This is a genomic window from Spiribacter sp. 2438, from assembly GCF_009676705.1.
In the GTDB taxonomy this organism is placed as follows: domain Bacteria; phylum Pseudomonadota; class Gammaproteobacteria; order Nitrococcales; family Nitrococcaceae; genus Spiribacter.
Window position 1 is genome coordinate 1,600,248 of the sequence record NZ_CP046046.1, and the last position, 23,622, is coordinate 1,623,869.

Below are 23,622 nucleotides of genomic sequence, written 5' to 3' on the forward strand. Positions count from 1 at the left end.
TCGAGGGGTGATTCAACCTGTCCCGGCCACAACGGTCAACCCCGACGTGGCTTGATCGCTCAGCCGGCTCGGGCAAGCAGGGGCTGAGCCAGACGGGACGCGGCATCCCTCAGGGTTGCCTCAGTGGTTTCCCAGTCAATACAGCCATCCGTGATGGATACGCCATAGGTGAGCCTGGCGGGATCGTCTCCCAGTTTCTGGGCGCCCCAACCGATATTGCTCTCGATCATGACCGCAACGATGGAACGGTTGCCCTCGATGACCTGATTCACCAGGTTTTCCAACACCAACGGCTGCAGGGCCGGGTCCTTGCTGGAATTGGCATGACTGCAGTCCACCATCAGCCGCGTGGACAAGCCCGCGTCGCTCAGTGCTTTTTCGCACAGGGCGATACTCACCGAATCATAGTTCGGCTGGTCCCCACCGCGGAGGACCACGTGGCCAAACCGGTTGCCGGCGGTGCGGATAATGGCCGCCTTGCCATCCTGTTGCGTGATGCCAAGGAAACTGTGGGGGTTGGCCGCCGAGCGCATGGCGTTAATAGCCACCTCAAGGCTGCCGTCGGTGCCGTTCTTGAAGCCCACGGCCGTGGACAGGCCACTGGCCATCTCACGGTGAGTCTGGGACTCGGTGGTGCGGGCCCCAATGGCGGTCCAGCTCACCAGATCACCCAGATACTGGGGCGTGATGGGATCCAGGGCCTCGGTTCCCGCCGGCAGACCAATCTCGGCCAGATGCAGCAGCAACGAGCGCGCCCGCGACAGCCCCTCTTCAATATCGAAGCTGTCGTCCATGTAGGGGTCATTGATCAACCCTTTCCAGCCCACCGTGGTGCGTGGTTTCTCGAAATAAACCCGCATGACGATCACCAGCTGATCGGACAGCTCGTCGTGCAGCTTCTTGAGCCGCGCGGCGTAATCCCGCGCTGCCTCCAGATCGTGGATGGAGCAGGGCCCCACCACCACCAGCAGACGCGGGTCGCGTCCCTCGAGGATGGCCTCGACGGCCTGCCGACCGGATTCTACGGTCCGGCGAGCTGCATCGGTGAGCGGTAGCCGCTCTTTCATCTGCGCCGGCGGCGGCAACGGCTTCTGGGACTTGACGTTCAAATTGTCGATGGGCTGGTCGCTCATGGCTGTATTCCGATGTCCGGTGCGTTAATCAAATCACTCCAATAGTAGCGACTACGCCGGGAAATGACCATGAGACACCCCGGCGTTGCGGTGCCTTCTGCTATCCTTTCGAAAAGGTTTCACCGTGCGGAGCGACCATGGCCATCGATAGAAAATTGCTCGACATCCTCTGCTGCCCGGTCACCAAACAGTCCGTGCGGATTCTCACGCGCGGCGAGCTGCGGGCGTTGAACGATCGCATTACCGAGGGAGCGGTGAGCTATCAGGACGACACCCCGGTGGAAACGCCCCTTGAAGAAGGCTTGATCACCCAGAATGAAGAGCGGGTCTACCGCGTGGATGATGGCATTCCGGTCATGCTCGAAGAGCGCGCCATCACCCTGCGGTCTGCCGGTCTGAAGTGACATCGGTCATCGCAAGGGCCGCCACTCTGGCGAGCGCTCGGCGACAGGCCCGGCAAAGACTGGAAGCCACCTCCCCCTCTCCCGGGGCTGACGCCGACTGCCTGCTGGCGGCCGCCACGGGCCTGGATCCGGTGGTGTTCCGGTCTCACCCCGAGACGCCGCTGGACCCTGCCGCCCGGGTCGCTCTTGAGGCCATGGTCGAGCGGCGCCTGGCCGGCGAGCCCGTGGCATATCTGGTCGGCCGGCAGGCATTTTGGGATCTGGAACTGGCCGTCGGTCCCGGAGTGCTGATCCCGAGACCGGAGACCGAACATCTGGTGGAAGCCGTCCTCGAGGCGCCGGCAAGCCGGCTCCTGGAGCTGGGATGCGGCAGCGGATGCATCGCGCTCGCTCTTGGGCGGGCCTTACCGGCGTGTCATGTCGATGCCGTCGACATCTGTCCCACCGCCCTGGCCATCGCCAGGGAGAACGCACGCCAATTGGGCCTTGAAAATGTTTTTTTCCATGCCGGCGACTGGTACGAACCGCTGCCGGGGCACTGCTATGACACCATCGTCACCAATCCTCCCTACCTCGGGGACTGCGAACCGGAGGCGAATCTCGGCGACCTGCGCTTCGAACCCCGGCACGCCCTGGTGGCCGGCCCCACGGGCCTCGAGGCGCTGGAACACATTATTGCCAATGCTCCGTCTTTTCTGACCGAGCATGGACGGATCTGGATTGAGCATGGCTGGCAACAGGCGGAAGCCGTCAGGCACTGCCTGACCCGTGCCGGATTCCGGGCCGTGGAGACCCGCCATGATCTGGCTGGCCACCCGCGAGTCAGTGGTGGGCAGTTGGGGGTGGCCCCATGAATGATCAGCAACTGATTCGCTATAGCCGGCAGATCATGGTGCCGGGCCTTGATCTGGGCGGGCAGGAGAAGTTGCTTGAAGCCCGCGTGCTCATTGTGGGGCTCGGGGGCCTGGGTTCCCCCACCGCCCTTTACCTGGCGGCCGCCGGGGTGGGGCATCTGCTGCTCGCCGACTTCGACGCGGTGGATCTCACCAACCTGCAGCGCCAGATCCTCCATGGCACCGCCGACATCGGGCGAATGAAAACCGCCTCGGCCCGGGACCGGCTCACGTCCATCAACCCGGATATCCAGCTGACCCTGGTGGAAGAGCGGCTGGACCCCGATTCCCTGCAGGATCAGGTCGCCAGGGTGGATCTGGTGATCGATGGCTGCGACAACTTCGCCACTCGATTCGCGGTGAACGCGGCCTGTGTTGCCGCCTCACGCCCACTGATTTCCGGCGCGGTGATCGGCATGGACGGACAACTGGCGGTGCTGCGACCGGACCAGGGGGGCGCATGCTATCGCTGCCTCTACGCGGACACGGGTGAGGAGGCGCAAAGCTGCGCGGAAAACGGGGTCCTGGGGCCACTGCCCGGAGTGATCGGCAGTTTACAGGCCGTGGAAGCGATCAAGATCCTCACTGGCCTGGGGGAACCCCTCAACAACCGGCTGCTGGTCATGGATGCGCTGGGTCAGAACTGGCGACGGCTGAATCTGCGCCGTGATCCCGACTGTCCTGTCTGCGGTAATCGGGGTTAGTGCTGCTGCTGGCTGTCCGGCGGACGGGAGACCGGATCCGTGAACAGCGCCTCGATATCCACGGCATCAAAACGATAGGGCTCATTACAGAAGTCACAGAAAACCTCGACCTGGCCCTCTTCCGCCAGGGTCTCGCGCATCTCCGACTCACCAAGGCTGTAAAGCATCGCTGCCACCCGGTCCCGGGAACAGCGGCAGCGAAACCGGAACGGGATGGGATCAAACAGCCGGACATCTTCCTCGTGAAAGAGCCGGCGGATGACCTCCCCGGGCCCGAGCTCCCGGAGCTCTGCACCGGTTACCGTAGCCGCCAGATGACCCGCCCGCTCCCAGGCATCCTGATCGGATTCCGCCGGGTGACCATCACCGGGCAAGCGCTGAATGAGCATCCCGGCCGCCCGCGCGGATTCCGCGGTGAGCCAGACCCGGGTGGGCAGCTGTTCCGACTCGCGGAAGTAATGCTCCAGTGCCGCGGCCAGGCTACCGCCGCTGAGGTCCACCACCCCCTGGTAACGCTCTCCACCGCCGTCGGGCTCGATGGTGATGGCCAGCGTGCCATTACCCGCCTGCTGGTTCAGATCGGCATTGTCGGGAACCGCCCCCCGGGTTCGCGCCATGGCCCGCAATCCGCCCTGCGGCCCCCCCTGCACTAAAAGCAGGGAAAGCGGCCCGCTGGACTGCAGCTGCAGGGTCAGGGCACTGGGCGTTTTCAGCGTGGCTGCCAGCAGAGCCACCGCCGCCAGGCCCTCGCCCAGAATCTTCTGAACCGCCGGTTCATGGTCAGTCCGCCGGACCACCTCGGCAAAAGCGTCGTCCAGTTGGACCACTTCTCCGCGGACATCGGCATGCTCGAAAAGAAACCGCTGCAAGCGATCGGTCATGGGGTTAGCCGTCCAGACGACTGCGGAGGATTTCGTTGACCTGCTGCGGGTTCGCCTTGCCCCCGGAAGCCTTCATCACCTGACCGACGAAGAATCCCATCAGCTTGGTCTTGCCGGCCCGATACTGCTCCAGCTGCTCGGGGTTCGACGCGATCACCTCGTCCACCAGCGCCTCAATCTCTCCGGCGTCGGTCACCTGCTCGAGGCCACGCTCGGCAATGATGGCATCGGCGTCACCCTCACCATTCCACATGGCCTCGAAAACCTCTTTGGCCATTTTCCCGGACAAAGTCCCGTCGAGAACCCTGCGCAACAATCCCGCGAGGGATTCTGCGTCCATGGGGCTATCGGCAATGTCTGTCCCATCGCGATTGAGCGCGCCCGCCAGTTCTCCCATCACCCAGTTGGCCGCCAGCTTGGGGTCGTCGCAGCCCCCGGCCACCGCCTCGAAATAGTCCGCCATGTCACGGCTGGACGTGAGCACGCCGGCATCGTAGTCCGGCAACCCATGGGCCTCGACAAAACGCTGCCGCCGGGCATCCGGGAGCTCCGGAAGCTCGGCGCGGACTTCGTCGATCAGCGCCGGGGTGATCTCCAGCGGCAACAGGTCCGGATCCGGGAAGTAACGGTAATCGTTGGCCTCTTCCTTGCCACGCATGGAGCGCGTCTCGCCACGATCGGGATCGTACAGACGGGTTTCCTGAATGACCGTGCCACCGTCTTCGATGAGCTCGATCTGGCGCTGTATTTCAAAGTTGATGGCCCGCTCCACAAACCGGAAAGAGTTGAGGTTTTTCAACTCCGCCCGGGTTCCGAACGCGAGCTGGCCCACCGGTCGCACCGAGACGTTGGCATCACAACGGAAACTGCCCTCCTGCATGTTGCCGTCACAAACGCCCAGGTACCGGACCAACGAATGCATTTTTTTCATGTACGCGACGGCTTCCCGGGCACTGCGCAGATCCGGCTCCGAGACGATCTCGAGCAGCGGGGTGCCGGCCCGGTTGAGGTCGATCCGGGTCAGGGTGCCCGGGCCGTCGTGAATGCTCTTGCCCGCGTCCTCCTCAAGATGGGCCCGGGTGACCCCGATGCGTTTTTTCGAACCGTCCTCCAGATCAATATCCAGATGTCCGCGGCCCACCACCGGGATTTCGTACTGGGAGATCTGGTAACCCTTGGGGAGGTCCGGGTAGAAATAATTTTTCCGCGCGAACACCGACCGACCCGCCACCTCGGCGTCCAGGGCCAGGCCAAGTCGAATGGCGTAGCGAACCGCGCGTTCGTTGAGCACCGGCAGCACCCCGGGCATCCCCAGGTCCACGGCACAGGCCTGAGTGTTGGGATCCGCCCCGTAGGCGGTGGAGGCGGCGGAAAAGATCTTGGTGGAGGTGGCCAGCTGCGCATGCAGCTCCAGGCCGATCACTGCTTCCCACTGCATGTTGGCTTACCCCTCCCCGCCGGGTCGTCGTGTGTGCCAGTCAGTGCGCTGCTGATAACCATGGGCCACCGACAGCAGGCGCTCCTCATCGAAGTGCCGGCCGATGAGCTGCAGGCCCACCGGCCGACTGCCCGAAAAACCGGCCGGGATGGAGAGTGCCGGAAGCCCCGCCAGGTTCACGGCGATGGTAAAGATATCGGACAGATACATCTGCACCGGGTCATCGGCCTTCGCACCCAGCGCAAATGCGGTGGAGGGTGCGGTGGGTGCGGCGATCACATCGACTTCTTCGAAGGCCCGGGAAAAGTCATCCCGAATCAATCGACGCACCTGCTGCGCCTTGAGGTAGTAGGCATCGTAGTAGCCGGCAGACAGGGCGTAGGTACCGACCATAATCCGCCGCTTGACCTCCTCGCCGAATCCTTCGCCGCGGCTGCGCTTGTAGAGGTCCTCCAGATCCACGGGCTCCTCGCAGCGATGTCCGTAGCGAACCCCGTCAAACCGGGACAGGTTCGAGGACGCTTCCGCCGGTGCGATGACATAGTAGACCGGCACCGCCAGTTCGGTATTGGGCAGCGAGATTTCCCGAACCTCGGCCCCGGCTTCCCGAAGGACTTCGATGGCGGATTCAATGGCCCGGCTGACGCCGCCGTCCACCCCGTCAGCCTCGAAGTATTCCCGGGGCAGGCCGACCCGAAGCCCGGCCAGACTGGTCTGCTCCAGCGCCGCGGCGTAGTCGGGCACGGGATGGTCAACACAGGTGGAATCCCGCGGATCGAACCCCGCCATGGCCGACAGCATGATCGCCAGATCCCGGGCATCGGTGGCCATGGGGCCGGCCTGATCCAGGCTGGAGGCGAAGGCAATCATGCCGTAGCGCGACACGCGGCCATAGGTGGGTTTGAGTCCGGAGGTCCCGGTGAGCGCGGCCGGCTGCCGAATGGAGCCGCCGGTGTCCGTCCCCGTGGCGCCGGGTACCAGTCGCGCCGCCACCGCCGCCGCCGACCCGCCGGAGGAACCGCCGGGCACCGTGGTAACGTCCCAGGGATTCTTCACCGGCCCGTACCAGCTGGTCTCGTTGGACGACCCCATGGCGAATTCGTCCATATTGGTCTTGCCCACCATGACCGCACCGGCTGCCCGCATTCGCTCCACCACGAACGCGTCGTAAGGCGCCACGAAACGGTCCAGCATGCGGCTGCCGCAGCTGGTACGCACCCCGTCGGTACAGAAAATGTCCTTGTGGGCGATCGGCACGCCGGTCAGCGGCCCGGCCTCGCCACGAGCCCGCGCGGCATCCGCCGCTTCGGCCTGACCCAGTGCAATGTCCGGGGTGACGGTGATGAAGGCATTCAGCGACTCCGCCCGCTCGATGGCTTCGAGGACGGCACGGGTCAGCTCCACACTGGAGTACTCGCCCTGGGCGAGCCCAACCCCCAGCTCGGCGATGGTTCGATCATGCATGGTAGTTCGAATCCTGGTCAGGTCCGGAGTGATCCGGTTTATTCGATGACGCGTGGCACGGTGTAATAACCGCCCTCTGTCGCCGGGGCGATGGCCTGGAAGCGATCCCGCTGGTCCACCTCGATCACCTGGTCTGACCGCAGTCGCTGGGTCATTTCCAGCGGATGGGCCAGTGGCTCGATGCCGGCGGTGTCCACGCCGGAAAGGCGATCCACGAAGGCCAGGATTTCGCTCAGGTTGCGGGCGTGGTGCCCGGTGTCGGCATCATCAACGGCGAGGCGCGCCAGATGCGCAATTTCTCGCACTTCGTCAGCGTCTAGGGACATTCGCGCACTCTCCGGAAAACCGCCTCACAAGCCGGTAAAACTAGCACACACCGTGTATTGCCCAAACCCCCGGCGGTTGGTAACTTAGCCGATCTTATTAATCCGGCTGGAATTTTGCATGTTCAAGGGCATTCGGGGCATCTTCTCCAACGATCTCTCCATTGATCTCGGCACGGCGAACACACTGATTTATTCGCGGGGGCAGTCCATCCTGCTGGACGAACCCTCTGTGGTGGCCATCCGCCAGGACCGCGACGGCGGCCCCAAAACCATCGCTGCGGTGGGCCGCGAGGCCAAGCAGATGCTCGGGCGTACGCCGGGCACCATCAAAGCCATCCGGCCGCTGAAAGACGGCGTTATCGCCGACTTCACCGTCACCGAAAAAATGCTTCAGTACTTCATCAAGAAGGTCCATGAAGCCCGATTCTTCCGGCCAAGCCCGCGGGTGCTGGTCTGCGTGCCCTGCGGGTCCACCCAGGTGGAGCGGCGGGCGATTCGCGAATCCGCAGCGGGCGCCGGCGCACGCGAGGTCTACCTGATCGAGGAACCGATGGCGGCGGCCATCGGCGCCGACATGCCGGTGGGCGAGGCACGCGGATCGATGGTGCTGGACATTGGCGGCGGCACGTCCGAGGTGGCGGTGCTGTCCCTGAACGGCATTGTATATTCGGCATCGGTGCGCATTGGCGGCGACCGTTTTGACGACGCCATCGTCAACTACGTGCGCCGTAATTACGGCATTCTGATCGGCGAGGCCACCGCTGAGCGCATCAAGCATGAAATCGGGCAGGCGTTCCCCGGCAGCGAGGTCCGGGAGCTGGAAATCAAGGGCCGCAATCTGGCCCAAGGGATTCCACGCAGCTTTACCCTGAACAGCAACGAGATGCTCGAAGCCCTCCAGGAGCCGCTTTCGGGCATCGTGGGGGCGGTCAAAACCGCGCTGGAACAGACCCCACCGGAACTGGGTGCCGACGTGGCCGAGCGCGGCATCGTGCTCACCGGGGGCGGTGCCCTGCTGCGCAACATCGACCGCCTGCTTATGGAAGAGACCGGGCTGCCCGTGGTCATCGCCGACGATCCCCTGACCTGCGTGGCGCGCGGTGGCGGACGGGCACTGGAGCTCATGGACGAGAAGGGCGCCGATCTCTTCACCAGCGAGTGATGCGTCGCTAGCCTTGGGGTAGCACCCGGGCAGCGAGAGGATGGCCAACTATCAAGCCGCTATTTCTACAGGGGCCTTCGACGACGGCACGTCTGGTGCTGTTGGCGCTGCTGTCTCTGGGCGTCATGGTGGCCGACCACCGAGAGGGGCTGATGGAACCGGTGCGTGGCGCCCTCTCAACGGCGGTCCAGCCGGTTCGCCTGATCGCCGCCCTGCCCTCCCGGCTGCTGGATACCGCCGATCATCATTTCGCCAGCCGCCGGGAACTGATCGCCGAGAACCAGCGCCTCCAGGAGCGTCAACGCATCCAGCAGGCGCGGCTGCAGCGGCTCGATGCGCTGGAAGTCGAGAACATCCGGCTGCGCACCCTGCTGGAGTCCTCCTATGATCTGGATCGGCCCATTCTGATTGCCGACCTCCTTCAGGTGGATCTGGATCCGTTCAGTCACCTAATCGAAATCGACAAGGGCTCTCGGGCGGGCGTCCGGGTGGGACAGGCGGCCATCGACGGCAGCGGGGTGATCGGTCAGGTGGACCGGGTGACCCCGCTATCCGCCACCGTCCGGCTGATCAGCGATCCCAGTCACGGACTGCCGGTGAGGGTCAACCGCAATGGCCTGCGCAGCGTGCTATTCGGTACAGGACGACTGGACACCCTGGTGATCAGCAGCCTGCCGAACAACGCGGACATCGAACCCGGTGACCTGCTGGTGACCTCTGGACTGGGTGGCCGTTTCCCGTCGGGCTACCCGGTTGGCGAAGTGCGCTCGGTGAACACCGACCCAAGCCGGCCGTTTTCGGAAATCGAAGTGGAGCCAAGGGGAGCCCTTGGCCAGGTTCAGGAAATCCTGCTGATTGCGGACCCGGAGGAAAGCACCGTTGATTAGCCGGGGCGAACGGGGGGGATGGATCATCATCGCGACGCTGCTCGTGGCGCTGATCCTGACCATCATTCCGCTGCCGGCGATGGCCGGGCCGTTTCGTCCCCCCTGGACGCTGCTGGTACTGCTTTACTGGAGCCTGGCCCTGCCGAACCGGGTCGGCGTGGGCGTGGCCTGGGTGACCGGCCTGCTCCAGGACGTCTTGCTGGGGACTCTCCTGGGCGCCCACGCGCTTGCCTTTGCGGTGGCGATTTATCTTTCCATCCAGCTGTATCAGCGCATTCGCAACTTCCCCCTCTGGCAGCAGGCCATTCCGATTCTCCTGCTTCTACTGCTGGTGCGTCTCATATTACTCTGGGTGCACGAGCTGACTGGTGCCGGAAGCCCCGGGTGGCAGTACTGGTTACCCGCGCTCACCGGCATGCTCCTCTGGCCAGTGGTATTCCCTCTTTTGAGGTTTATGCGCCGCTACCATCAGGTAACCTGAAATGAGCCTTGATCTGTTACCCGACAGAACCGGTGAGCGCCGAGTGGTTCGACGCCGCCTGACCCTGGCCGTGGTCATTATCGCCATCATGTTCATGGCAGTGATCGGTCGCACCGCCTATCTGCAGGTGGCACAGTACGATTACCTGAGTGCTCGGTCCCAGGACAATCGGGTCCGCCTGGCCCCGGTTGATCCGACCCGCGGCATTATCGCCGACCGCCAGGGTCGGGTGCTTGCCGAGAACCGCTCGGCCTTCAGTCTTGTCATCATTCCCGAGCAGGTGGCCGACATGGAAGCCCTGCTGGCCGAACTGGACCAGCTACTGGACCTGAGTGAGGCGGAAATCGCCGCATTCCGCGAAGCACGCCGCCGCTCCCGCAGCTTTCATGAGATTCCGCTGCGACTGGAATTGTCGGAATCCATGGTCGCGGAGCTGACCGTCAACCGGCACCGCTTTCAGGGGGTGGAAGTCAAACCACAACTGGTCCGTCATTACCCCTTCGGTGAAAGCGGATCGCATGTCCTCGGCCATGTGGGCCGCATCGGCCGTGAAGAGCTGGCCCGTGCTGACCGGCGTCGGTATCGCCATACCAGCTTTACCGGCAAAGCCGGCGTCGAGGCGTCCCATGAAGACCGGCTTCAGGGGCGATTGGGCGTCGAGCGCATTGAAACCAACGCCCTGGGACGACCGCTGAGGGTCCTGGAGCGTGATCCTCCCGTGCCGGGGAACGATATCCAACTGACCATCGACATCGAACTTCAGCAAGTGGCGGAAGCGGCCATGGGCGACCACCGTGGCGCCATTGTTGCGCTGGATCCCCGGAGCGGTGAGGTCCTGGCGCTGGCCAGCCTGCCCACCTTCGATCCGAATGCTCTGGCGCGGGGGCTGGATGGAGCGAGCTTTCAGGCACTCAACCAGGACTGGCGGCAGCCCTTGTTCAATCGGGCCACCCAGGGGCGCTATCCGCCGGGCTCGGTCATCAAGCCCTTGCTGGGTCTGGCGGGCATCGCCGGCGACTACATCGACCCCGACGAAATCGTCCACTGTCACGGCCGCTTCAACCTTCCCAATGTCTCCCGGACATGGCGGGACTGGCGACCGGAAGGCCATGGCCCCGTAGACTTTATCCAGGCTGTGGCGCAGTCCTGTGACATTTACTACTACCAGCTGGCCCACACCATGGGCATTGACGCCATGCACCAGTGGATGACCCGATTTGGCTACGGCCTCCGAACCGGAATCGACCTGCCTTCGGAGCGGGACGGCGTCATGCCCTCCCGGGACTGGAAACGACGGGTCCTCGGCGAGCCCTGGTACACCGGAGAGACCATCAACACCGGCATCGGTCAGGGGTTCATGCTGACAACGCCGCTGCAAATGGCCACCACCACCGCGTTGATCGCGAACCGTGGGGTGCCGATCCGGCCCCGCCTCGTCAGCAACCAGACGCTGGCGCAGCCGCCGGTGGAAGGACTCGAGCCGCTCACGGACATTGACGAGTCTCTCTGGGAACTGACCGTGGACAGCATGATCGAGACCGTCCATGGCCCCCGGGGCACAGCCCGCGCCACCGGCGCCGGACTCGGTTATCAAATGGCCGGTAAAACCGGCACCGCTCAGGTCATCGGCATCGGCGAGGACGAAGAGTACGACGAGGAAACCCTCGACCCGCGTTTTCATGACCACGCCCTGTTCACGGCGTTTGCGCCAGCCGAGAATCCGGAGATCGTGGTGGCGGTCATGGTGGAACATGGCGGCAGCGGGTCCGCCACCGCGGCACCGATGGCACGCCAGGTGATTGATGCCTGGCTGAACCGAGAGGAGTCCGAGGGTGAGCTGGTCCGCCGATAGCGTCAATCAGGTCGCCCGGCGGGCTTCCGGCAGCCTGTTGCAGCGGGCCCTCCGCCTGGATCCCGTGTTGCTGGGGCTTCTGATACTGCTGTCGGGGGTCGGCGCCATGGTGCTGTACAGCGCCTTCGGCAATCGCATTGAGCCCATACAGAATCATGCCATCCGCCTGGGCGCCGGTTTCGCACTCATGGTGGTCATGGCCCAGATTCCCCCCTGGCGTCTTGCCCCGGCCGCCCCCTGGCTCTATGTCGCTACCCTGGTGGCCCTGACCACGGTATTTCTCGTCGGTGAATTCGGTGGCGGTGCTCGCCGGTGGCTGGAAATCGGCCCGGTGCGATTTCAGCCCTCGGAGGTGATGAAACTCGCCCTGCCGCTGATGATCGCCTGGCTGGTGGCCCGGGGCACGCTGCCCATCAAGCTGGGCAAGTCCACGATTGGCCTGCTCATGATCGGTGTACCGGCGGCGATGATTTCGGTTCAGCCTGACCTGGGCACCGCGGTGGTGGTGGCCGCCACCGGCCTGATCATTCTGTTTCTGGCCGGAGCGAGTTGGCGCAGTATTCTGGCCCTCGCAGCCGCCATCAGCGCCGCCGCTCCCGCGCTCTGGATCTTCGGCATGCAGGGTTATCAGCGCCAGCGGGTGCTGACTTTTCTGGACCCGGAACGCGATCCACTCGGGGCGGGTTACAACATCATCCAGGCCAAGATTGCCATTGGTTCGGGGGGCATTTTCGGCAAGGGATGGACCAATGGCACCCAGGCCCATCTCGACTTCATCCCGGAACGACATACCGATTTCGTGTTTGCCGTCCTCGCCGAGGAGTTCGGCCTGCTGGGCGTGATCATGGTGGTCGCGCTCTACGGGGCCATCATCGCTCGAGCGCTATGGATCACCTACGGCGCACAGGACACATTTTCCCGTCTGCTCGCCGGCGGCTTGACCTTGACGTTTTTTTTGTACAGCTACGTCAACATGGGCATGGTGGTGGGTCTGCTGCCGGTGGTGGGGCTTCCCCTCCCCCTCATCAGCTATGGCGGGTCGTCCATAGTGACGCTCATGGCCGGCTTCGGTATTCTCATGGCCATCCATTCCCACCGCCGGATGTGGTCCGCGTGAAAAAGCTGCACCCAACCCTGCTTCGCTGGCTGTTGCCATGCATGGCCCTGGCAATGGCAGGCTGCACTTCCTTTGCGGCTGAGGACCCCGGTGACACGGATGCGCTTCGAGCCTTCACTGAATCCATGGCCGAACGCCACGGCATGGATGCCGAGCAGCTGACCCGCTTGCTCGTTGATGACGCCCGCCACCAAAGCGACATCATCGATGCCATCACCCGGCCCGCCGAAGCGCTGCCCTGGTACCGATACCGGGCCATTTTCCTGACCGAAGCGCGGGTTAACGAGGGTGTGGCGTTCATGAATACCCATGCCGAAATCCTCGAAGCGGTCCAGCAAGAGTATGGCGTTCCCCCCGCGATTGTGACGGCTATTATTGGTGTGGAGACTTTTTATGGCCGTTATCGGGGGCAGCACCGGGTCATTGATGCGCTGAGGACCCTGGGATTCGGCTACCCGCCTCGGGAGGCATTTTTCCGCCGAGAACTCGAGGCTTTCCTGCTGCTCGCCCAGGAAGAAGGGTTCGACCCGCGGGAACCCCGGGGATCCTACGCCGGGGCGATGGGCGTTCCGCAGTTCATCAGCAGTAGCTATCGGGCCTATGCGGTGGACTTCGACGGCGATGGCCGGCGTGATCTCTTCAACAGCATGGCTGATGCCATCGGCAGTGTCGGTCACTACTTTGCCCAGCACCGCTGGCGGGCCGGCGAACCGGTGGCCATCCCGGCACGCCCTGACAGGCCCGTGGACGAGGCCCTGCTATCCGCCGACCTGCGGCCCCGGCATACCGTCGCCGAGCTGCAGGCGGCCGGCGTGAATTTTGATCAACCCCTGGACCCCGGGGCCGGCGCCCGGCTGCTCGTGCTGGATGCCGACGGCGGCGATGAACACTGGGTGACCCTGCACAATTTCTACGTGATCACCCGGTACAACCACAGTCCACTTTATGCCATGGCGGTCTATCAGCTGGCGCAGGCGCTGGAGGCGTCGGACCCGTGAGCCTCGCCCGTCTGCTCGGTGTTGCCGCTGTGCTGGCCTTACTGGCGGGATGCAGCAGCCTGCCCCCGGCGCCCTCGGATGGCCCGGGCGGGGTCATCGAGGACCCGGCATCAATCCCGGATGCCGTGCCCCGGGATGCCCCCCGAAGCCGTTATGGCAACCCGCCTTCCTACGAAGTGTTCGGGCAGACTTACCATGTCATGGATAGCGCCGATGGCCATGTGGAACGCGGCATCGCTTCCTGGTACGGCAGCAAGTTCCACGGTCGGCGCACCTCCAGCGGTGAGACCTATGACATGTACGCCATGACGGCGGCACACAAGCACCTGCCATTGCCCACCTGGGTGGAAGTGCGCCATCTCGAGAACAACCGCCGCATTGTCGTCAAGGTGAACGACCGCGGCCCGTTTGTAGACAACCGCATCATCGACCTTTCGTATGCCGCCGCAGCCCGTTTGGGCATGATGGAGGCGGGCATAGCGCCCGTCGAGATCCGAACGGTCACCCCGGCCGACATGGCACCCGAAGTCCGGGAAGCGGGCCTGGCGGGCCCCTCCGGCGAGGCCCGGTCTGCCGCGACGAATGTCCAGTACTGGCTGCAGCTGGCCGCTTTCGGTGAGTCGACCAACGCTCAACGTTTCGTCCAGCGGCTCAGTGCGGCGGGCATCGACTACCCCGCCCGGGTTGAGGCAGAGGATGACCGGCTGTATCGAGTCCGCCTGGGTCCGCTCCATAACCTTGAAGCGGTGGATGCGGCGACCGGTGCGCTCGAGGCTGCCCAATTTGATACCGGACATGTCATTATTTCCGAACCCTGACTCACAATCCGACGAGACCCATTAGCATGCTGAGAGCCTTCGCCCTATCCGTCGCCATTCTTCTGGGCATGCCCTTCGGTGCAGCGGCTCAGACGCCACCCATGCCGATCCCGGACGCGCCCAGCGTTGGTGCATCCAATTACATCCTGATGGACTTCCATACCGGCGAGATACTCGCGGACAAGGCCAGCGACGAACCGCGGGATCCGGCAAGCCTTACCAAGATCATGACCGCGTTCGTGGTTTTCAGCGAAATCGAAGCCGGTCACATCAGCCTGGCCGACGAGGTGCTGGTGAGCGAGAGGGCCTGGCGGGCTCCCGGTTCGCGAATGTTCATCGAAGTGGACACTCGGGTCACGGTGGACGACCTGCTGCACGGCATGATCATTCAATCCGGCAATGACGCCAGCGTGGCTCTGGCCGAGCATGTGGCTGGCACCGAAGAAGCGTTTGCCGCCCTAATGAATCAATACGCCGCCGAGCTGGGCCTGCGGAACACTCAGTACACCAACGCTGCTGGCCTCCCGCACGCGGACCACTACTCCAGCGCCGCCGACACGGCGAGATTGGTCCAGGCGCTCATCGACCGCTTCCCGTCATTCTATGGCTACTATTCCCAGCGATCCTTCACCTGGAATGACATTCAGCAGCCCAACCGCAATCGGATGCTCTGGCAGGACCCCAGCGTCGATGGGGTCAAAACCGGTTATACAAAAGCGGCGGGCTATTGCCTCGCCACCTCTGCCGAGCGTGACGGGATGCGGCTGATCTCGGTGATTCTCGGTGCGGACTCGCCCAACGCGCGCATCGATCAGACCACCGCGCTGCTGAATTATGGCTATCGGTTCTTTGAAACCCACCAGCTCTACGCAGCGGATGAGGCCATCGAGACAGCCCGTATCTGGCGGGGCGGGCAGGACACGGTCCCGCTGGGTCTGGCCCGCGACCTGAGGGTCACCGTGCCGGTTCGCGCATTCGATCGCCTCGAAGCCAACCTGTCGGTGGCGAACCCCATGGAAGCTCCGCTGGAGGCCGGCACCCCCCTGGGTGAACTGACGGTCACGCTGGACGACGAGGTGATTGCCACCGAGGCCATCATCGCCCTGGAAACCGTTGAAGAAGCGGGTTTCGTCGGCAGGCTCATCGATGGAATCCGACTGAGGATGCAGTGAACGAGCAGCCACCGGGCCTGACCTTTCCCTGCGAGTTTCCCGTCAAAGCGATGGGGCCGGACGACGGTCAACTGCCGGGTGTGGTCTGGAACATCGTCACCCGCCACGCGCCGGAGACACCGGACAGGGCGATTCGCACCAACAGCAGCCGTCGCGGGCGTTTTCTGTCGGTCACCATCACCATCACTGCCCATAGCCGTGAGCAGCTCGAAGCCATTTACGCCGAGCTCAACGCCCACAAGGGCGTTCTCGCCACGCTGTGACCCCGGCGATTCGAATCCATGAGTGCGGCCAGGCCGACTATGAGGCGGTCTGGCAAGCCATGCGCCGCTTCACCGACACCCGAACCACCGACACCGCCGACGAAATCTGGCGGGTGGAGCATCCGGCGGTGTTCACCCTCGGTCAGGCCGGTCGGGATGAACATGTCATTAACCCCGGCGGCATTCCGCTGGTGCGTACCGATCGCGGTGGTCAGGTCACCTATCATGGGCCGGGGCAGGTCGTCCTTTACCCGCTGCTGGATCTGCGCCGATATGGCCTGGGTGTCCGGCAGCTGGTGACGCTGCTGGAGACTCTGGTGGTGGACTGGCTGGCGGAATTCGGAGTAGAGGCGAAGCCACGGGCGGACGCCCCCGGTGTCTACGTCGGGGAGGCCAAGATTGCCGCGCTCGGGTTACGTATCCGGCGGGGCTGCAGCTATCACGGTCTGGCCGTGAATATCGCCATGGATCTCGAGCCCTACCAACGCATCAACCCCTGCGGCCATGCCGGCATGCCGGTCATTGACCTTGCTGGCTTGGGAGTCGATTGCTCGCCGGATCAGGCGGCCCGGCAACTCACCGAGGGGCTCGTTCAGCGTCTGCGCGGCGTCTGACCACCTCATCGACCTCCGCCAGGCGCTCCGGTGTTCCCACGTCAAACCATTCGCCCCGGTGGTGGCTGCCGGCGAGCTCTCCCCGATCCGCCGCCGCCCGTAACAGAGGGCCCAGCGACGCGACCGCCTCGGAGCAGCCGTCAAACAAGCCGGGGCTGAAGCTGGCGATACCGGCGTAGGTCAATCCCGGCTGCCCTCTCCGGTTGGCCACTCGGGAACCACGCAGAGAGAAATCCCCGTCCGGGTTGTGAGGGGGGTTGTCCACCAGCACCAGATGCCCCAGCCCCGGGGGGCGGCGTGGCAGGGAAGCGAGCTCGAAGTCCGTCCAGACGTCCCCGTTAATGACCCAGAACGGCCCATGCCGCAACCAGGGAAGCGCGCGCACGATACCGCCCGCCGTCTCCAGCCCCTCGCCACCCTCATCCGAAATCACCACCCGCAACCCCCAGGCAGAACCATCCCCCAGATAGGACCGGAGCTGATCCCCCAGCCAGGCCACATTCACCACCACCGTGCCGCAGCCGGCCCGGGCCAGGCCCTCCAGGTGACGGGCAATCAACGGCTGTCCGGCCACTTCCAGGAGGGGCTTCGGGCAGCGGTCCGTCAGTGGCCGCATGCGTCTGCCGCGACCCGCCGCCAGAATCATGGCATTCATGACGACTCACCCGGTGCGGGCAGCGACCGAATCAGATCATGCAGGTCCGCCAGCGCTGCATGGGGCGAGAGCTCACGATCCAGATAGGCGACGAAGCGGGATGCATCGGTGAGGTAGCGGGGTTTGTCATCACGATGGTGGAGGCGGGCGAACACCCCGAGCACCTTCAGATGACGCTGAGCGCCCATCCAGTCCAGTGCCATCGGCAGATCGTCGGGGATGGCAACCCCCGCGGTACGGGCCAGCGCCGCATAACGGCCGATCCAGTACCGTTCCTGGTCCGGCGAAAACTCAAAAAACGCATCCCGCAGCAGGCTGACCAGGTCGTAGGTCACCGGCCCCAGCATCGCATCCTGAAAATCGATGACGCCGGGGTTGGGAGCCGAGACCAGCAGATTCCGGGCCATGAAATCACGATGCACCCAGGCCTGGGGCTGTCGGGTGGCCGCCTCCACCAGCCGCTGAGAGCCGGCGTGCCAGCGCGCCCACCACTCGGCATTCAGCTCCAGCCCCAGGTGCCGCTGAACGTACCACTGCGGAAACAGATCCAGCTCCCGGCGCAGCCGTCGATGATCGTACCGGGGCAACGGGTCAGCCCGGGTGGCTGCCTGCCACCGCACCAGGGTACTCAACGCATCCTCCATCAGGGGGTCGACCTGTCCGTCCTGAAACGCCGCCAGATAGCTCTGCGATCCCAGGTCCTCCAGCACCATGAAGCCCCGCTGCGGGTCGGCCATCTCCACCCGGGGAACATGCAGACCGGCGGCCGCCATCAAGTCCCTGACCTGCAAAAAGGCGCGACAGGCTTCAGTCTGATCCGGCGCGTCCATGACCACCCGGGAGCCGTCAGCCACCGGCAGGCGGAAGTAGCGACGGCTGCTGGCATCAGCCGCCAGTGGCAGCAGACCGGTCGAGTCAATGCTCGAGGCCTCCAGCCAGGCCTGCATGGCTGCCTGGCGATGGTCCACGGTCTGCTGTGTCATGGTCTTCCCGGTGCTCTCCAAGGCATTCTTAGGGTAACCTCTCGGGCGTCGTATTGCGCCGCCTGGTTACGGAGTGGTCATCATCACCCGACTTTCCCGCTTTGCCGTGTGCGCGGCTACGCTCGGCGTGCTGGCCACGGCTTACCCATTCCACGCTTCCGGTCAGGAGCGATGGGCGCTTTGTGCCGCGCCAATGCTGGAGCCCGTGCCCGGAGATCCCGCCGCCCGGGATGCGCCCGACACTCCGGTGCGCATCGAGGCCGACCGGGGTGAAATTGTCGGTGACCCCCCCATTTTTCAGTTCGATGGTCAGGCGACCCTGACCCGCGCTGACCAGACGGTTCGGGGCGACAGTCTGACTTATGACAGTGGAACCGGTGAGGCGGTGGCCCGGGGCGAGGCCAGCCTGCGGGAATCCGGCCTCCTCATCGAAGGACAGCGGGCCAACTACTGGCTCGATGAGGACCGGGGTCGCTTCCAGGGAGTGAGTGAATACCGGATCGTGGCCGGCCATCTGCAGGGGTCGGCCGAGACCATCATTCGTGAGGACGCCTTTCGCAGTCGTTACCGCAACGCCACCCTGAGCACCTGTCTGCCGGAGGCGGAGCTCTGGCAGCTCAGGGCCACCACGGTCACCCTGGACAATGAAACCCGGCAGGGCCGGGCCTGGAACGCCGTGCTGGCGGTGGGCAATGTGCCGGTGGCCTACACGCCGTACATGCAATTTCCCATCGGCGATGAGCGACTGACCGGGTTCCTGGCTCCCACACTGACCCAGCGCAACAAACATGGCACCACCGTGGCGTTGCCCTGGTACTGGAACATCGCCCCCAACTACGACGCCACCATCACCCCCACCTCCTACTGGAAGCGGGGCGTGCTGACCGATGTCGAGTTCCGCTATCTCGAACCGGCGCTGGAAGGCGAGATCAACGTCAGTTATCTGCCCAGCGACGACGAGCGCAACGATGAGGATCGCTGGGCCATCAACCAGGAACACGCCTTCAGCGCGGGCCCCTCACTCAGCGCCGAGCTTCGCCAGCAACGCACCAGCGATCCGGATTTCAGCGACGACTTCGGGGACGATTTCAGTTATCGCTCGGCGCGCTTTCTGGAAAGTGATGCCCGGGTTGACTGGTCCCAGGGCGCGTTCCGCGCCTCGGTGGATGCCCAGTACTGGCAGCGGGTGGACACCAACGTGGGCGAAAGTTCACAACCCCTGGCCCGGGAGCCCCGGGTGCGGATGGCCTATGAGCCCCTCGACAGTGCCGGGCCCCTGGAGTGGGCCGTGAGCGCCGAGACCACCGAGTTCGCACACCCGGATCCTGATCGCACCCAGGGACGCCGCACCGACGTGCACCCGAGGGTCTCACTGCCGTGGCGAACACTCGGATATTTTGTGGAGCCCGCCGTGAGTTGGCGCTACACCGAATATGACTTGAGCGGCGATTTGCCCGGCGACACCGCCAGCCCGGACCGCAGCATGCCCATTTACAGCGTCGACGCCGGCGTGTTTCTCGAGAGGCCGGCAACGCTCTTCCCGGGGGTTTACCAGACGCTGGAACCACGACTGTTCTACCGGCGCGCCCCGAGTCGCGACCAGGAGGCGCTACCGCGGTTCGATACCGGCGCCCCTTCCCTGACATTCAGCTCCATGTTCCGGGAAAACGGCTTCAGCGGTCTGGATCGAATCGAGGATGGCGAGCGGGTGACGCTCGCGGTCACCAGCCGCTTTCTGGATTCCATTGACGGCACAGAGTACCTCCGGGTCTCCGGCGGTCAGGTCTTCTACACCCGGGACCGAACCGTTGCCCCCCGGGGTGAAACCGAGCGTAGCCGCTCGGATTACATCACCGAGCTGCGACTGTCCCTGCCCGCCGGCTTCAGTGCCCGGGTGGACTATCAGTGGGACCCGGAGCGAAGCGGCACCAGCAACCTGCTGACCGACCTGCGCTGGCGCGGCGACCGGGCCACCACCGTCAACCTCTCCCTCCGGCGCCGGGAGCAGGATGGCGAACGCACCCTGGACCAGGCCAGCGGCGCCATGACTGCGCCCATCGGCCGGGGATGGCGGGTGTTTGCCGGCATCACGCAGGACCTGGAGGAGTCACAGACTCGCGGGCGCTTCTATGGGGTTCAGCAGACGGGGTGCTGCCACGCCCTGCGCCTGGTCAGTAACGAGACCCTGGAGCGCAATCGGGACACCGACCGGGCCGAGCTCGAGCGCGAAATCATGCTGGAGCTGGAGCTCAGGGGGCTGGGGGGCATCGGTGATAGAATTCGACAATTCGTCTCCGGCGAAATTGACGGCTACAACTTACGGTAAATCGAGCATGTTCAGAGCATTCCTTGCCGCCCTGATTTTTTTACTGACCCTTGGCACCGCCAAGGCCGACGAGGTCCTGCTGGACCGGATCGTCGCACTGGTTAACGAGGACGTGATCCTGGCCTCCGAGCTTCAGGCCGAGATGGATTCGGTGCGCATGGAAATGCGGCAGCGGGGCATGAGCATGCCGCCGGAGGAAGAACTGCAACGCCAGGTCCTGGAGCGGCTGGTGATGCAGACGCTGCAGATCAACGTGGCGGAGCGTCGCGGCATTCGGGTGGATTCGGCGACACTGGACCGGGCCGTCCGCCAGATTGCCGACAACAACAATCTGAGTCTGGCAGGCCTGCGGGATGCCCTTGAGGAACAGGGGCTGGACATGGCCCAGTTCCGCGATCAGCTTCGCCGCGAAATCATCATCGACCGGCTGCACAGCTCGGAAATGCAGCGTCGGATCGAGATCACGAGCCAGGAGATCGAACAATTCCTGGCCCGTAATCGGGGGCAGAGCCGCGAGTACCGCCTCTCCCAGATTCTGATCGGCATCCCCGAGGCCGCCTCGGCGCAGGCCATTGAGGCGGCCCGGGAGGAGGCCGAGTCCGTGATCCAACGCCTTGAGCAGGGGGAGTCCTTTGAGCAGCTCGCCACGGTGGTATCGGACGCCCGCAACGCGCTGGAGGGCGGCGAAATCGGCTGGCGGACCAGTTCGGCATTGCCTCCCGGTGCGGCGGATGCCATTCGGGCATTGAGTGTCGGTGAATACACCGCTCCCCTGCGCACGCCGGCGGGCTTCCAGATTTATCGTGTGGACGAGATTCGCGATCCGGACGCCCAACTGGTGGAGCAACTCCGCATCCGCCACATTCTCATCGAGCCCAACGAGGTGGTCAGCGACGAGGACGCCCGTCTGCGTCTCACTTCGCTGCGAAACCGATTGCGGGATGGCGCCGAGTTCGCTGCCCTGGCGCGCAGCAATTCCGATGACGCCAGCAGCGCGTCCGGCGGCGGGCAATTGGGATGGGTAACCGTCAGCCAGCTGCCCGATTCTTTTCGGGACGCGGTGCAGGGCTTGCCCGAGGGGGCCATCAGCGAACCGTTCCGAACCGGAGCCGGCTGGCACATCGCCGAGGTCCAGGACCGCCGTGAACGCGATGTCAGCGAAGAGGTTGCCCGGGAGGAAGCCACCCGCGCCATTCGCTCCCAGAAGGCCGAGGAGGAAATCGAACTCTGGCTGAGGGAATTACGCGAAGAGGCCTATGTTGAGTCCCGTCTCGATCGCCTGTGATGACTGAGCGGCCCTGCATCGCCGTCACCCCCGGCGAACCGGCGGGTATCGGTCCGGAACTGGTGGCCGGCTTGGCCGGTGGTTTTCCCGAGGCCCGATTGGTGGCGATCACGGATCCGGATCTGCTCCGGGCTGCCGGCGCCCAGGCAGTGCTCCACGAGCCGAACCATGTGCCAGTGCCCGGCACCCTGGAGGTTCTGCCGATTCCGGTCAGCGCGCCGGCGAGACCGGGCCAGCTTGATCCTGCCAATGCCGAGCATGTGCTGACAACCCTGCGCGCCGCGGTTTCCGGGTGCATGGAGGGACGCTTTGATGCGATGGTCACCGGTCCGGTCCACAAGGGCGTCATCAATGAGTCCGGCCGTCCCTTCAGTGGTCATACGGAGTACCTGGCGGAACTGACAGACACCCCAATGCCGGTGATGATGCTGGCGGCGGATACGCTTCGGGTGGCCCTCGCCACCACCCATCTGCCCCTGCGCGCGGTTCCGGATGCCCTGACCCGGGAACGTGTCGAAGCCGTCCTGCGGGTCCTGCATCAGGCGTTGCGAGCCCGCTATGGCATTTCGGCGCCTCGAATCCTGGTGGCCGGCCTCAATCCCCACGCCGGCGAATCCGGCCATATGGGCCGAGAAGAGCTGGATGTGCTTGAGCCGTTGCTGGACGAGCTGAGGGCGGAGGGCATGGATCTCCTCGGCCCCCTGCCTGCCGATACACTCTTTACGCCGAACCATCTCGAACAGGCCGACGCCGTGCTGGCGATGTATCACGACCAGGGACTGCCGGTGCTCAAACATGTGGGGTTCGGGCAGGCGGTCAACATCACCCTGGGGCTGCCCATCATCCGCACCTCGGTGGATCACGGCACCGCTCTGGATCTGGCTGGACGGGGCGCCGCGGATCCGGGCAGTTTCCGTGCCGCGGTGCGTGAGGCGCTTCGAATGATCCAACACGGCGGCTAGGCCATGCATCGGGCGCGGAAACGCTTCGGCCAGAATTTTCTGCATGACCGTCAGGTCATTGAGCAGATGATCTCAGTGATCCGCCCCGAACCGGGCCAGCGTTTTCTCGAAATCGGTCCGGGCCAGGGCGCCCTGACCCGCCCCCTCCTCGACGCCGGGGTCAATCTCACCGCCATCGAAGTGGACCGGGATCTGGCGGCGCAGCTGCGGCGCTGGCCGGAAAACCGGACCGGCGCCCTGACCGTGGTGGAGGGGGACGCACTGGCCGATCCGGTTGCCAGGCTCTGCGGCGATGAAGTACCCGAACGGGTGGTCGGCAACCTGCCCTACAACCTTTCAACGCCGCTGCTGTTCCATCTCACCGAGTCACTGGCCCGGGTCGATGATCTGCACCTGCTATTGCAGCGGGAGGTGGTGGAGCGAATGGCCGCAGTGCCAGGCAGCCGCGTTTATGGCCGCCTTTCGGTGATGCTGCAATATCGCTGCCAGGTGGAACCCTTGTTCGACGTTCCGCCTGGCGCCTTCCGGCCGGCCCCTCAGGTGACCTCTCGCTTCGTCCGGCTGCTGCCCCACCGCAAGCCGCCAATGCCCCGTGTGGAGTCGGGATGCCTGGCCGAGGTGGTGGCCGCCGCCTTCGGCCAGCGGCGAAAGACCCTTCGTAACGCCCTGGGTGGGCTGCTGACCGCGGACGCCATCGCGAACGCCGGCGTTGATCCGGGGACCCGGGCGGAACAGGTGGATCTCAGCGGCTACGGCCGACTGGCCTCGCAACTCAAAGCCCGCCGACAGGCCCGCTAGGAAACG

24 protein-coding genes are annotated in these 23,622 nt (G+C 64.7%); 17 read left to right on the forward strand and 7 right to left on the reverse strand.

Features of this window, described 5'->3' with window-relative positions; translation table 11 throughout:
• Positions 1-59: 59 nt before the first annotated feature.
• The gene (locus GJ672_RS07960) at positions 60-1,133 is read right to left on the reverse strand and encodes a 3-deoxy-7-phosphoheptulonate synthase (RefSeq protein WP_154296686.1); all 1,074 of its coding nucleotides are present in this window, start codon (positions 1,131-1,133) and stop codon (positions 60-62) included.
• A 137-nt stretch (positions 1,134-1,270) separates the two neighbouring features.
• Between GJ672_RS07960 and GJ672_RS07965 the strand changes: the two genes are divergently transcribed.
• From GJ672_RS07965 to GJ672_RS07975, 3 genes are read left to right on the forward strand one after another with little or no spacing between them, the layout of a single operon-like run.
• The gene (locus tag GJ672_RS07965) at positions 1,271-1,537 is read left to right on the forward strand and encodes a Trm112 family protein (RefSeq protein ID WP_195759489.1); all 267 of its coding nucleotides are present in this window, start codon (positions 1,271-1,273) and stop codon (positions 1,535-1,537) included.
• Positions 1,534-2,391 (forward strand): peptide chain release factor N(5)-glutamine methyltransferase, encoded by an 858-nt coding sequence (gene prmC / locus GJ672_RS07970; protein ID WP_229381866.1) that lies wholly within the window; start codon positions 1,534-1,536, stop codon positions 2,389-2,391. The genes GJ672_RS07965 and prmC overlap by 4 nt, the downstream gene beginning before the upstream one ends.
• Positions 2,388-3,134 (forward strand): molybdopterin-synthase adenylyltransferase MoeB, encoded by a 747-nt coding sequence (locus tag GJ672_RS07975; protein WP_154296687.1) that lies wholly within the window; start codon positions 2,388-2,390, stop codon positions 3,132-3,134. The genes prmC and GJ672_RS07975 overlap by 4 nt, the downstream gene beginning before the upstream one ends.
• Here GJ672_RS07975 and hslO read toward each other — a convergent pair.
• From hslO to gatC, 4 genes are read right to left on the reverse strand one after another with little or no spacing between them, the layout of a single operon-like run.
• On the reverse strand, positions 3,131-4,015 hold the full coding sequence (hslO, locus tag GJ672_RS07980) for an Hsp33 family molecular chaperone HslO (protein ID WP_154296688.1): 885 nt from the start codon (positions 4,013-4,015) through the stop codon (positions 3,131-3,133). The genes GJ672_RS07975 and hslO overlap by 4 nt on opposite strands.
• A 4-nt stretch (positions 4,016-4,019) precedes the next feature.
• Positions 4,020-5,453, reverse strand: coding sequence for an Asp-tRNA(Asn)/Glu-tRNA(Gln) amidotransferase subunit GatB (gene gatB, locus GJ672_RS07985; protein WP_154296689.1), 1,434 nt, complete (start codon positions 5,451-5,453; stop codon positions 4,020-4,022).
• 6 nt (positions 5,454-5,459) lie between these two features.
• On the reverse strand, positions 5,460-6,917 hold the full coding sequence (gene gatA / locus GJ672_RS07990; protein ID WP_154296690.1) for an Asp-tRNA(Asn)/Glu-tRNA(Gln) amidotransferase subunit GatA: 1,458 nt from the start codon (positions 6,915-6,917) through the stop codon (positions 5,460-5,462).
• A gap of 38 nt (positions 6,918-6,955) precedes the next feature.
• The gene (gene gatC / locus GJ672_RS07995; protein WP_154296691.1) at positions 6,956-7,243 is read right to left on the reverse strand and encodes an Asp-tRNA(Asn)/Glu-tRNA(Gln) amidotransferase subunit GatC; all 288 of its coding nucleotides are present in this window, start codon (positions 7,241-7,243) and stop codon (positions 6,956-6,958) included.
• Positions 7,244-7,361: 118 nt separating this feature from the next.
• Here gatC and GJ672_RS08000 point away from each other — a divergent pair, with 118 nt between their 5' ends.
• The 10 genes from GJ672_RS08000 to lipB all read left to right on the forward strand — a co-directional run bounded on the left by GJ672_RS08000 (position 7,362) and on the right by lipB (position 16,607).
• On the forward strand, positions 7,362-8,405 hold the full coding sequence (locus tag GJ672_RS08000) for a rod shape-determining protein (RefSeq protein ID WP_154296692.1): 1,044 nt from the start codon (positions 7,362-7,364) through the stop codon (positions 8,403-8,405).
• Positions 8,406-8,500: 95 nt separating this feature from the next.
• Positions 8,501-9,292, forward strand: a complete 792-nt coding sequence (gene mreC, locus GJ672_RS08005; RefSeq protein ID WP_229381867.1) for a rod shape-determining protein MreC — start codon at positions 8,501-8,503, stop codon at positions 9,290-9,292.
• Entirely contained in the window at positions 9,285-9,773 is a 489-nt protein-coding gene (gene mreD, locus GJ672_RS08010) for a rod shape-determining protein MreD (RefSeq protein WP_154296694.1), read from the forward strand. Before mreC ends, mreD begins: the two co-directional genes overlap by 8 nt.
• Before the next feature lies 1 nt (position 9,774).
• Entirely contained in the window at positions 9,775-11,625 is a 1,851-nt protein-coding gene (gene mrdA / locus GJ672_RS08015; protein WP_229381868.1) for a penicillin-binding protein 2, read from the forward strand.
• The gene (rodA, locus tag GJ672_RS08020; RefSeq protein WP_195759490.1) at positions 11,606-12,742 is read left to right on the forward strand and encodes a rod shape-determining protein RodA; all 1,137 of its coding nucleotides are present in this window, start codon (positions 11,606-11,608) and stop codon (positions 12,740-12,742) included. Before mrdA ends, rodA begins: the two co-directional genes overlap by 20 nt.
• Before the next feature lie 41 nt (positions 12,743-12,783).
• Positions 12,784-13,740, forward strand: coding sequence for a lytic murein transglycosylase B (mltB, locus tag GJ672_RS08025; protein WP_154297103.1), 957 nt, complete (start codon positions 12,784-12,786; stop codon positions 13,738-13,740).
• Entirely contained in the window at positions 13,737-14,558 is an 822-nt protein-coding gene (locus GJ672_RS08030) for a septal ring lytic transglycosylase RlpA family protein (protein WP_154296695.1), read from the forward strand. The genes mltB and GJ672_RS08030 overlap by 4 nt, the downstream gene beginning before the upstream one ends.
• A 26-nt stretch (positions 14,559-14,584) precedes the next feature.
• Entirely contained in the window at positions 14,585-15,730 is a 1,146-nt protein-coding gene (locus GJ672_RS08035; RefSeq protein WP_154296696.1) for a D-alanyl-D-alanine carboxypeptidase family protein, read from the forward strand.
• Entirely contained in the window at positions 15,727-15,993 is a 267-nt protein-coding gene (locus tag GJ672_RS08040) for a YbeD family protein (RefSeq protein WP_229381870.1), read from the forward strand. The genes GJ672_RS08035 and GJ672_RS08040 overlap by 4 nt, the downstream gene beginning before the upstream one ends.
• 59 nt (positions 15,994-16,052) lie before the next feature.
• A complete protein-coding gene (gene lipB, locus GJ672_RS08045) occupies positions 16,053-16,607 on the forward strand; it encodes a lipoyl(octanoyl) transferase LipB (protein WP_370517610.1) in 555 nt (184 codons plus the stop codon).
• On the opposite strand, the gene murU is transcribed toward lipB, so the two are convergent.
• Together murU and GJ672_RS08055 are read right to left on the reverse strand one after the other, a co-directional pair.
• Positions 16,570-17,262, reverse strand: coding sequence for an N-acetylmuramate alpha-1-phosphate uridylyltransferase MurU (gene murU, locus GJ672_RS08050; protein ID WP_154296698.1), 693 nt, complete (start codon positions 17,260-17,262; stop codon positions 16,570-16,572). The two genes, lipB and murU, sit on opposite strands and share 38 nt — an antisense overlap.
• Positions 17,259-18,245, reverse strand: a complete 987-nt coding sequence (locus GJ672_RS08055) for an aminoglycoside phosphotransferase family protein (protein WP_154296699.1) — start codon at positions 18,243-18,245, stop codon at positions 17,259-17,261. Before GJ672_RS08055 ends, murU begins: the two co-directional genes overlap by 4 nt.
• Before the next feature lie 73 nt (positions 18,246-18,318).
• On the opposite strand from GJ672_RS08055, the gene GJ672_RS08060 reads away from it, so the two are divergent.
• From GJ672_RS08060 to rsmA, 4 genes are read left to right on the forward strand one after another with little or no spacing between them, the layout of a single operon-like run.
• Positions 18,319-20,571, forward strand: coding sequence for an LPS-assembly protein LptD (locus tag GJ672_RS08060; protein ID WP_154296700.1), 2,253 nt, complete (start codon positions 18,319-18,321; stop codon positions 20,569-20,571).
• 7 nt (positions 20,572-20,578) lie between these two features.
• Positions 20,579-21,856: a peptidylprolyl isomerase gene (locus tag GJ672_RS08065; protein WP_154296701.1), complete on the forward strand. Its 1,278-nt coding sequence runs from the start codon at positions 20,579-20,581 to the stop codon at positions 21,854-21,856.
• Positions 21,856-22,818 (forward strand): 4-hydroxythreonine-4-phosphate dehydrogenase PdxA, encoded by a 963-nt coding sequence (gene pdxA, locus GJ672_RS08070; RefSeq protein WP_154296702.1) that lies wholly within the window; start codon positions 21,856-21,858, stop codon positions 22,816-22,818. Before GJ672_RS08065 ends, pdxA begins: the two co-directional genes overlap by 1 nt.
• Positions 22,819-22,821: 3 nt before the next feature.
• Positions 22,822-23,616, forward strand: coding sequence for a 16S rRNA (adenine(1518)-N(6)/adenine(1519)-N(6))-dimethyltransferase RsmA (rsmA, locus tag GJ672_RS08075; protein ID WP_154296703.1), 795 nt, complete (start codon positions 22,822-22,824; stop codon positions 23,614-23,616).
• Positions 23,617-23,622: the final 6 nt, after the last annotated feature.

Coding starts and splice junctions, on each gene's coding strand:
- GJ672_RS07960 (WP_154296686.1), bottom strand. CDS start 1,133: ATGAGCGACCAGCCCATCGACAATTTGAACGTCAAGTCCCAGAAGCCG.
- GJ672_RS07965 (WP_195759489.1), top strand. CDS start 1,271: ATGGCCATCGATAGAAAATTGCTCGACATCCTCTGCTGCCCGGTCACC.
- GJ672_RS07975 (WP_154296687.1), top strand. CDS start 2,388: ATGAATGATCAGCAACTGATTCGCTATAGCCGGCAGATCATGGTGCCG.
- hslO (WP_154296688.1), bottom strand. CDS start 4,015: ATGACCGATCGCTTGCAGCGGTTTCTTTTCGAGCATGCCGATGTCCGC.
- gatB (WP_154296689.1), bottom strand. CDS start 5,453: ATGCAGTGGGAAGCAGTGATCGGCCTGGAGCTGCATGCGCAGCTGGCC.
- gatA (WP_154296690.1), bottom strand. CDS start 6,917: ATGCATGATCGAACCATCGCCGAGCTGGGGGTTGGGCTCGCCCAGGGC.
- gatC (WP_154296691.1), bottom strand. CDS start 7,243: ATGTCCCTAGACGCTGACGAAGTGCGAGAAATTGCGCATCTGGCGCGC.
- GJ672_RS08000 (WP_154296692.1), top strand. CDS start 7,362: ATGTTCAAGGGCATTCGGGGCATCTTCTCCAACGATCTCTCCATTGAT.
- mrdA (WP_229381868.1), top strand. CDS start 9,775: ATGAGCCTTGATCTGTTACCCGACAGAACCGGTGAGCGCCGAGTGGTT.
- mltB (WP_154297103.1), top strand. CDS start 12,784: ATGGCCCTGGCAATGGCAGGCTGCACTTCCTTTGCGGCTGAGGACCCC.
- GJ672_RS08035 (WP_154296696.1), top strand. CDS start 14,585: ATGCTGAGAGCCTTCGCCCTATCCGTCGCCATTCTTCTGGGCATGCCC.
- lipB (WP_370517610.1), top strand. CDS start 16,053: ATGCGCCGCTTCACCGACACCCGAACCACCGACACCGCCGACGAAATC.
- murU (WP_154296698.1), bottom strand. CDS start 17,262: ATGAATGCCATGATTCTGGCGGCGGGTCGCGGCAGACGCATGCGGCCA.
- GJ672_RS08055 (WP_154296699.1), bottom strand. CDS start 18,245: ATGACACAGCAGACCGTGGACCATCGCCAGGCAGCCATGCAGGCCTGG.
- GJ672_RS08065 (WP_154296701.1), top strand. CDS start 20,579: ATGTTCAGAGCATTCCTTGCCGCCCTGATTTTTTTACTGACCCTTGGC.
- pdxA (WP_154296702.1), top strand. CDS start 21,856: ATGACTGAGCGGCCCTGCATCGCCGTCACCCCCGGCGAACCGGCGGGT.
- rsmA (WP_154296703.1), top strand. CDS start 22,822: ATGCATCGGGCGCGGAAACGCTTCGGCCAGAATTTTCTGCATGACCGT.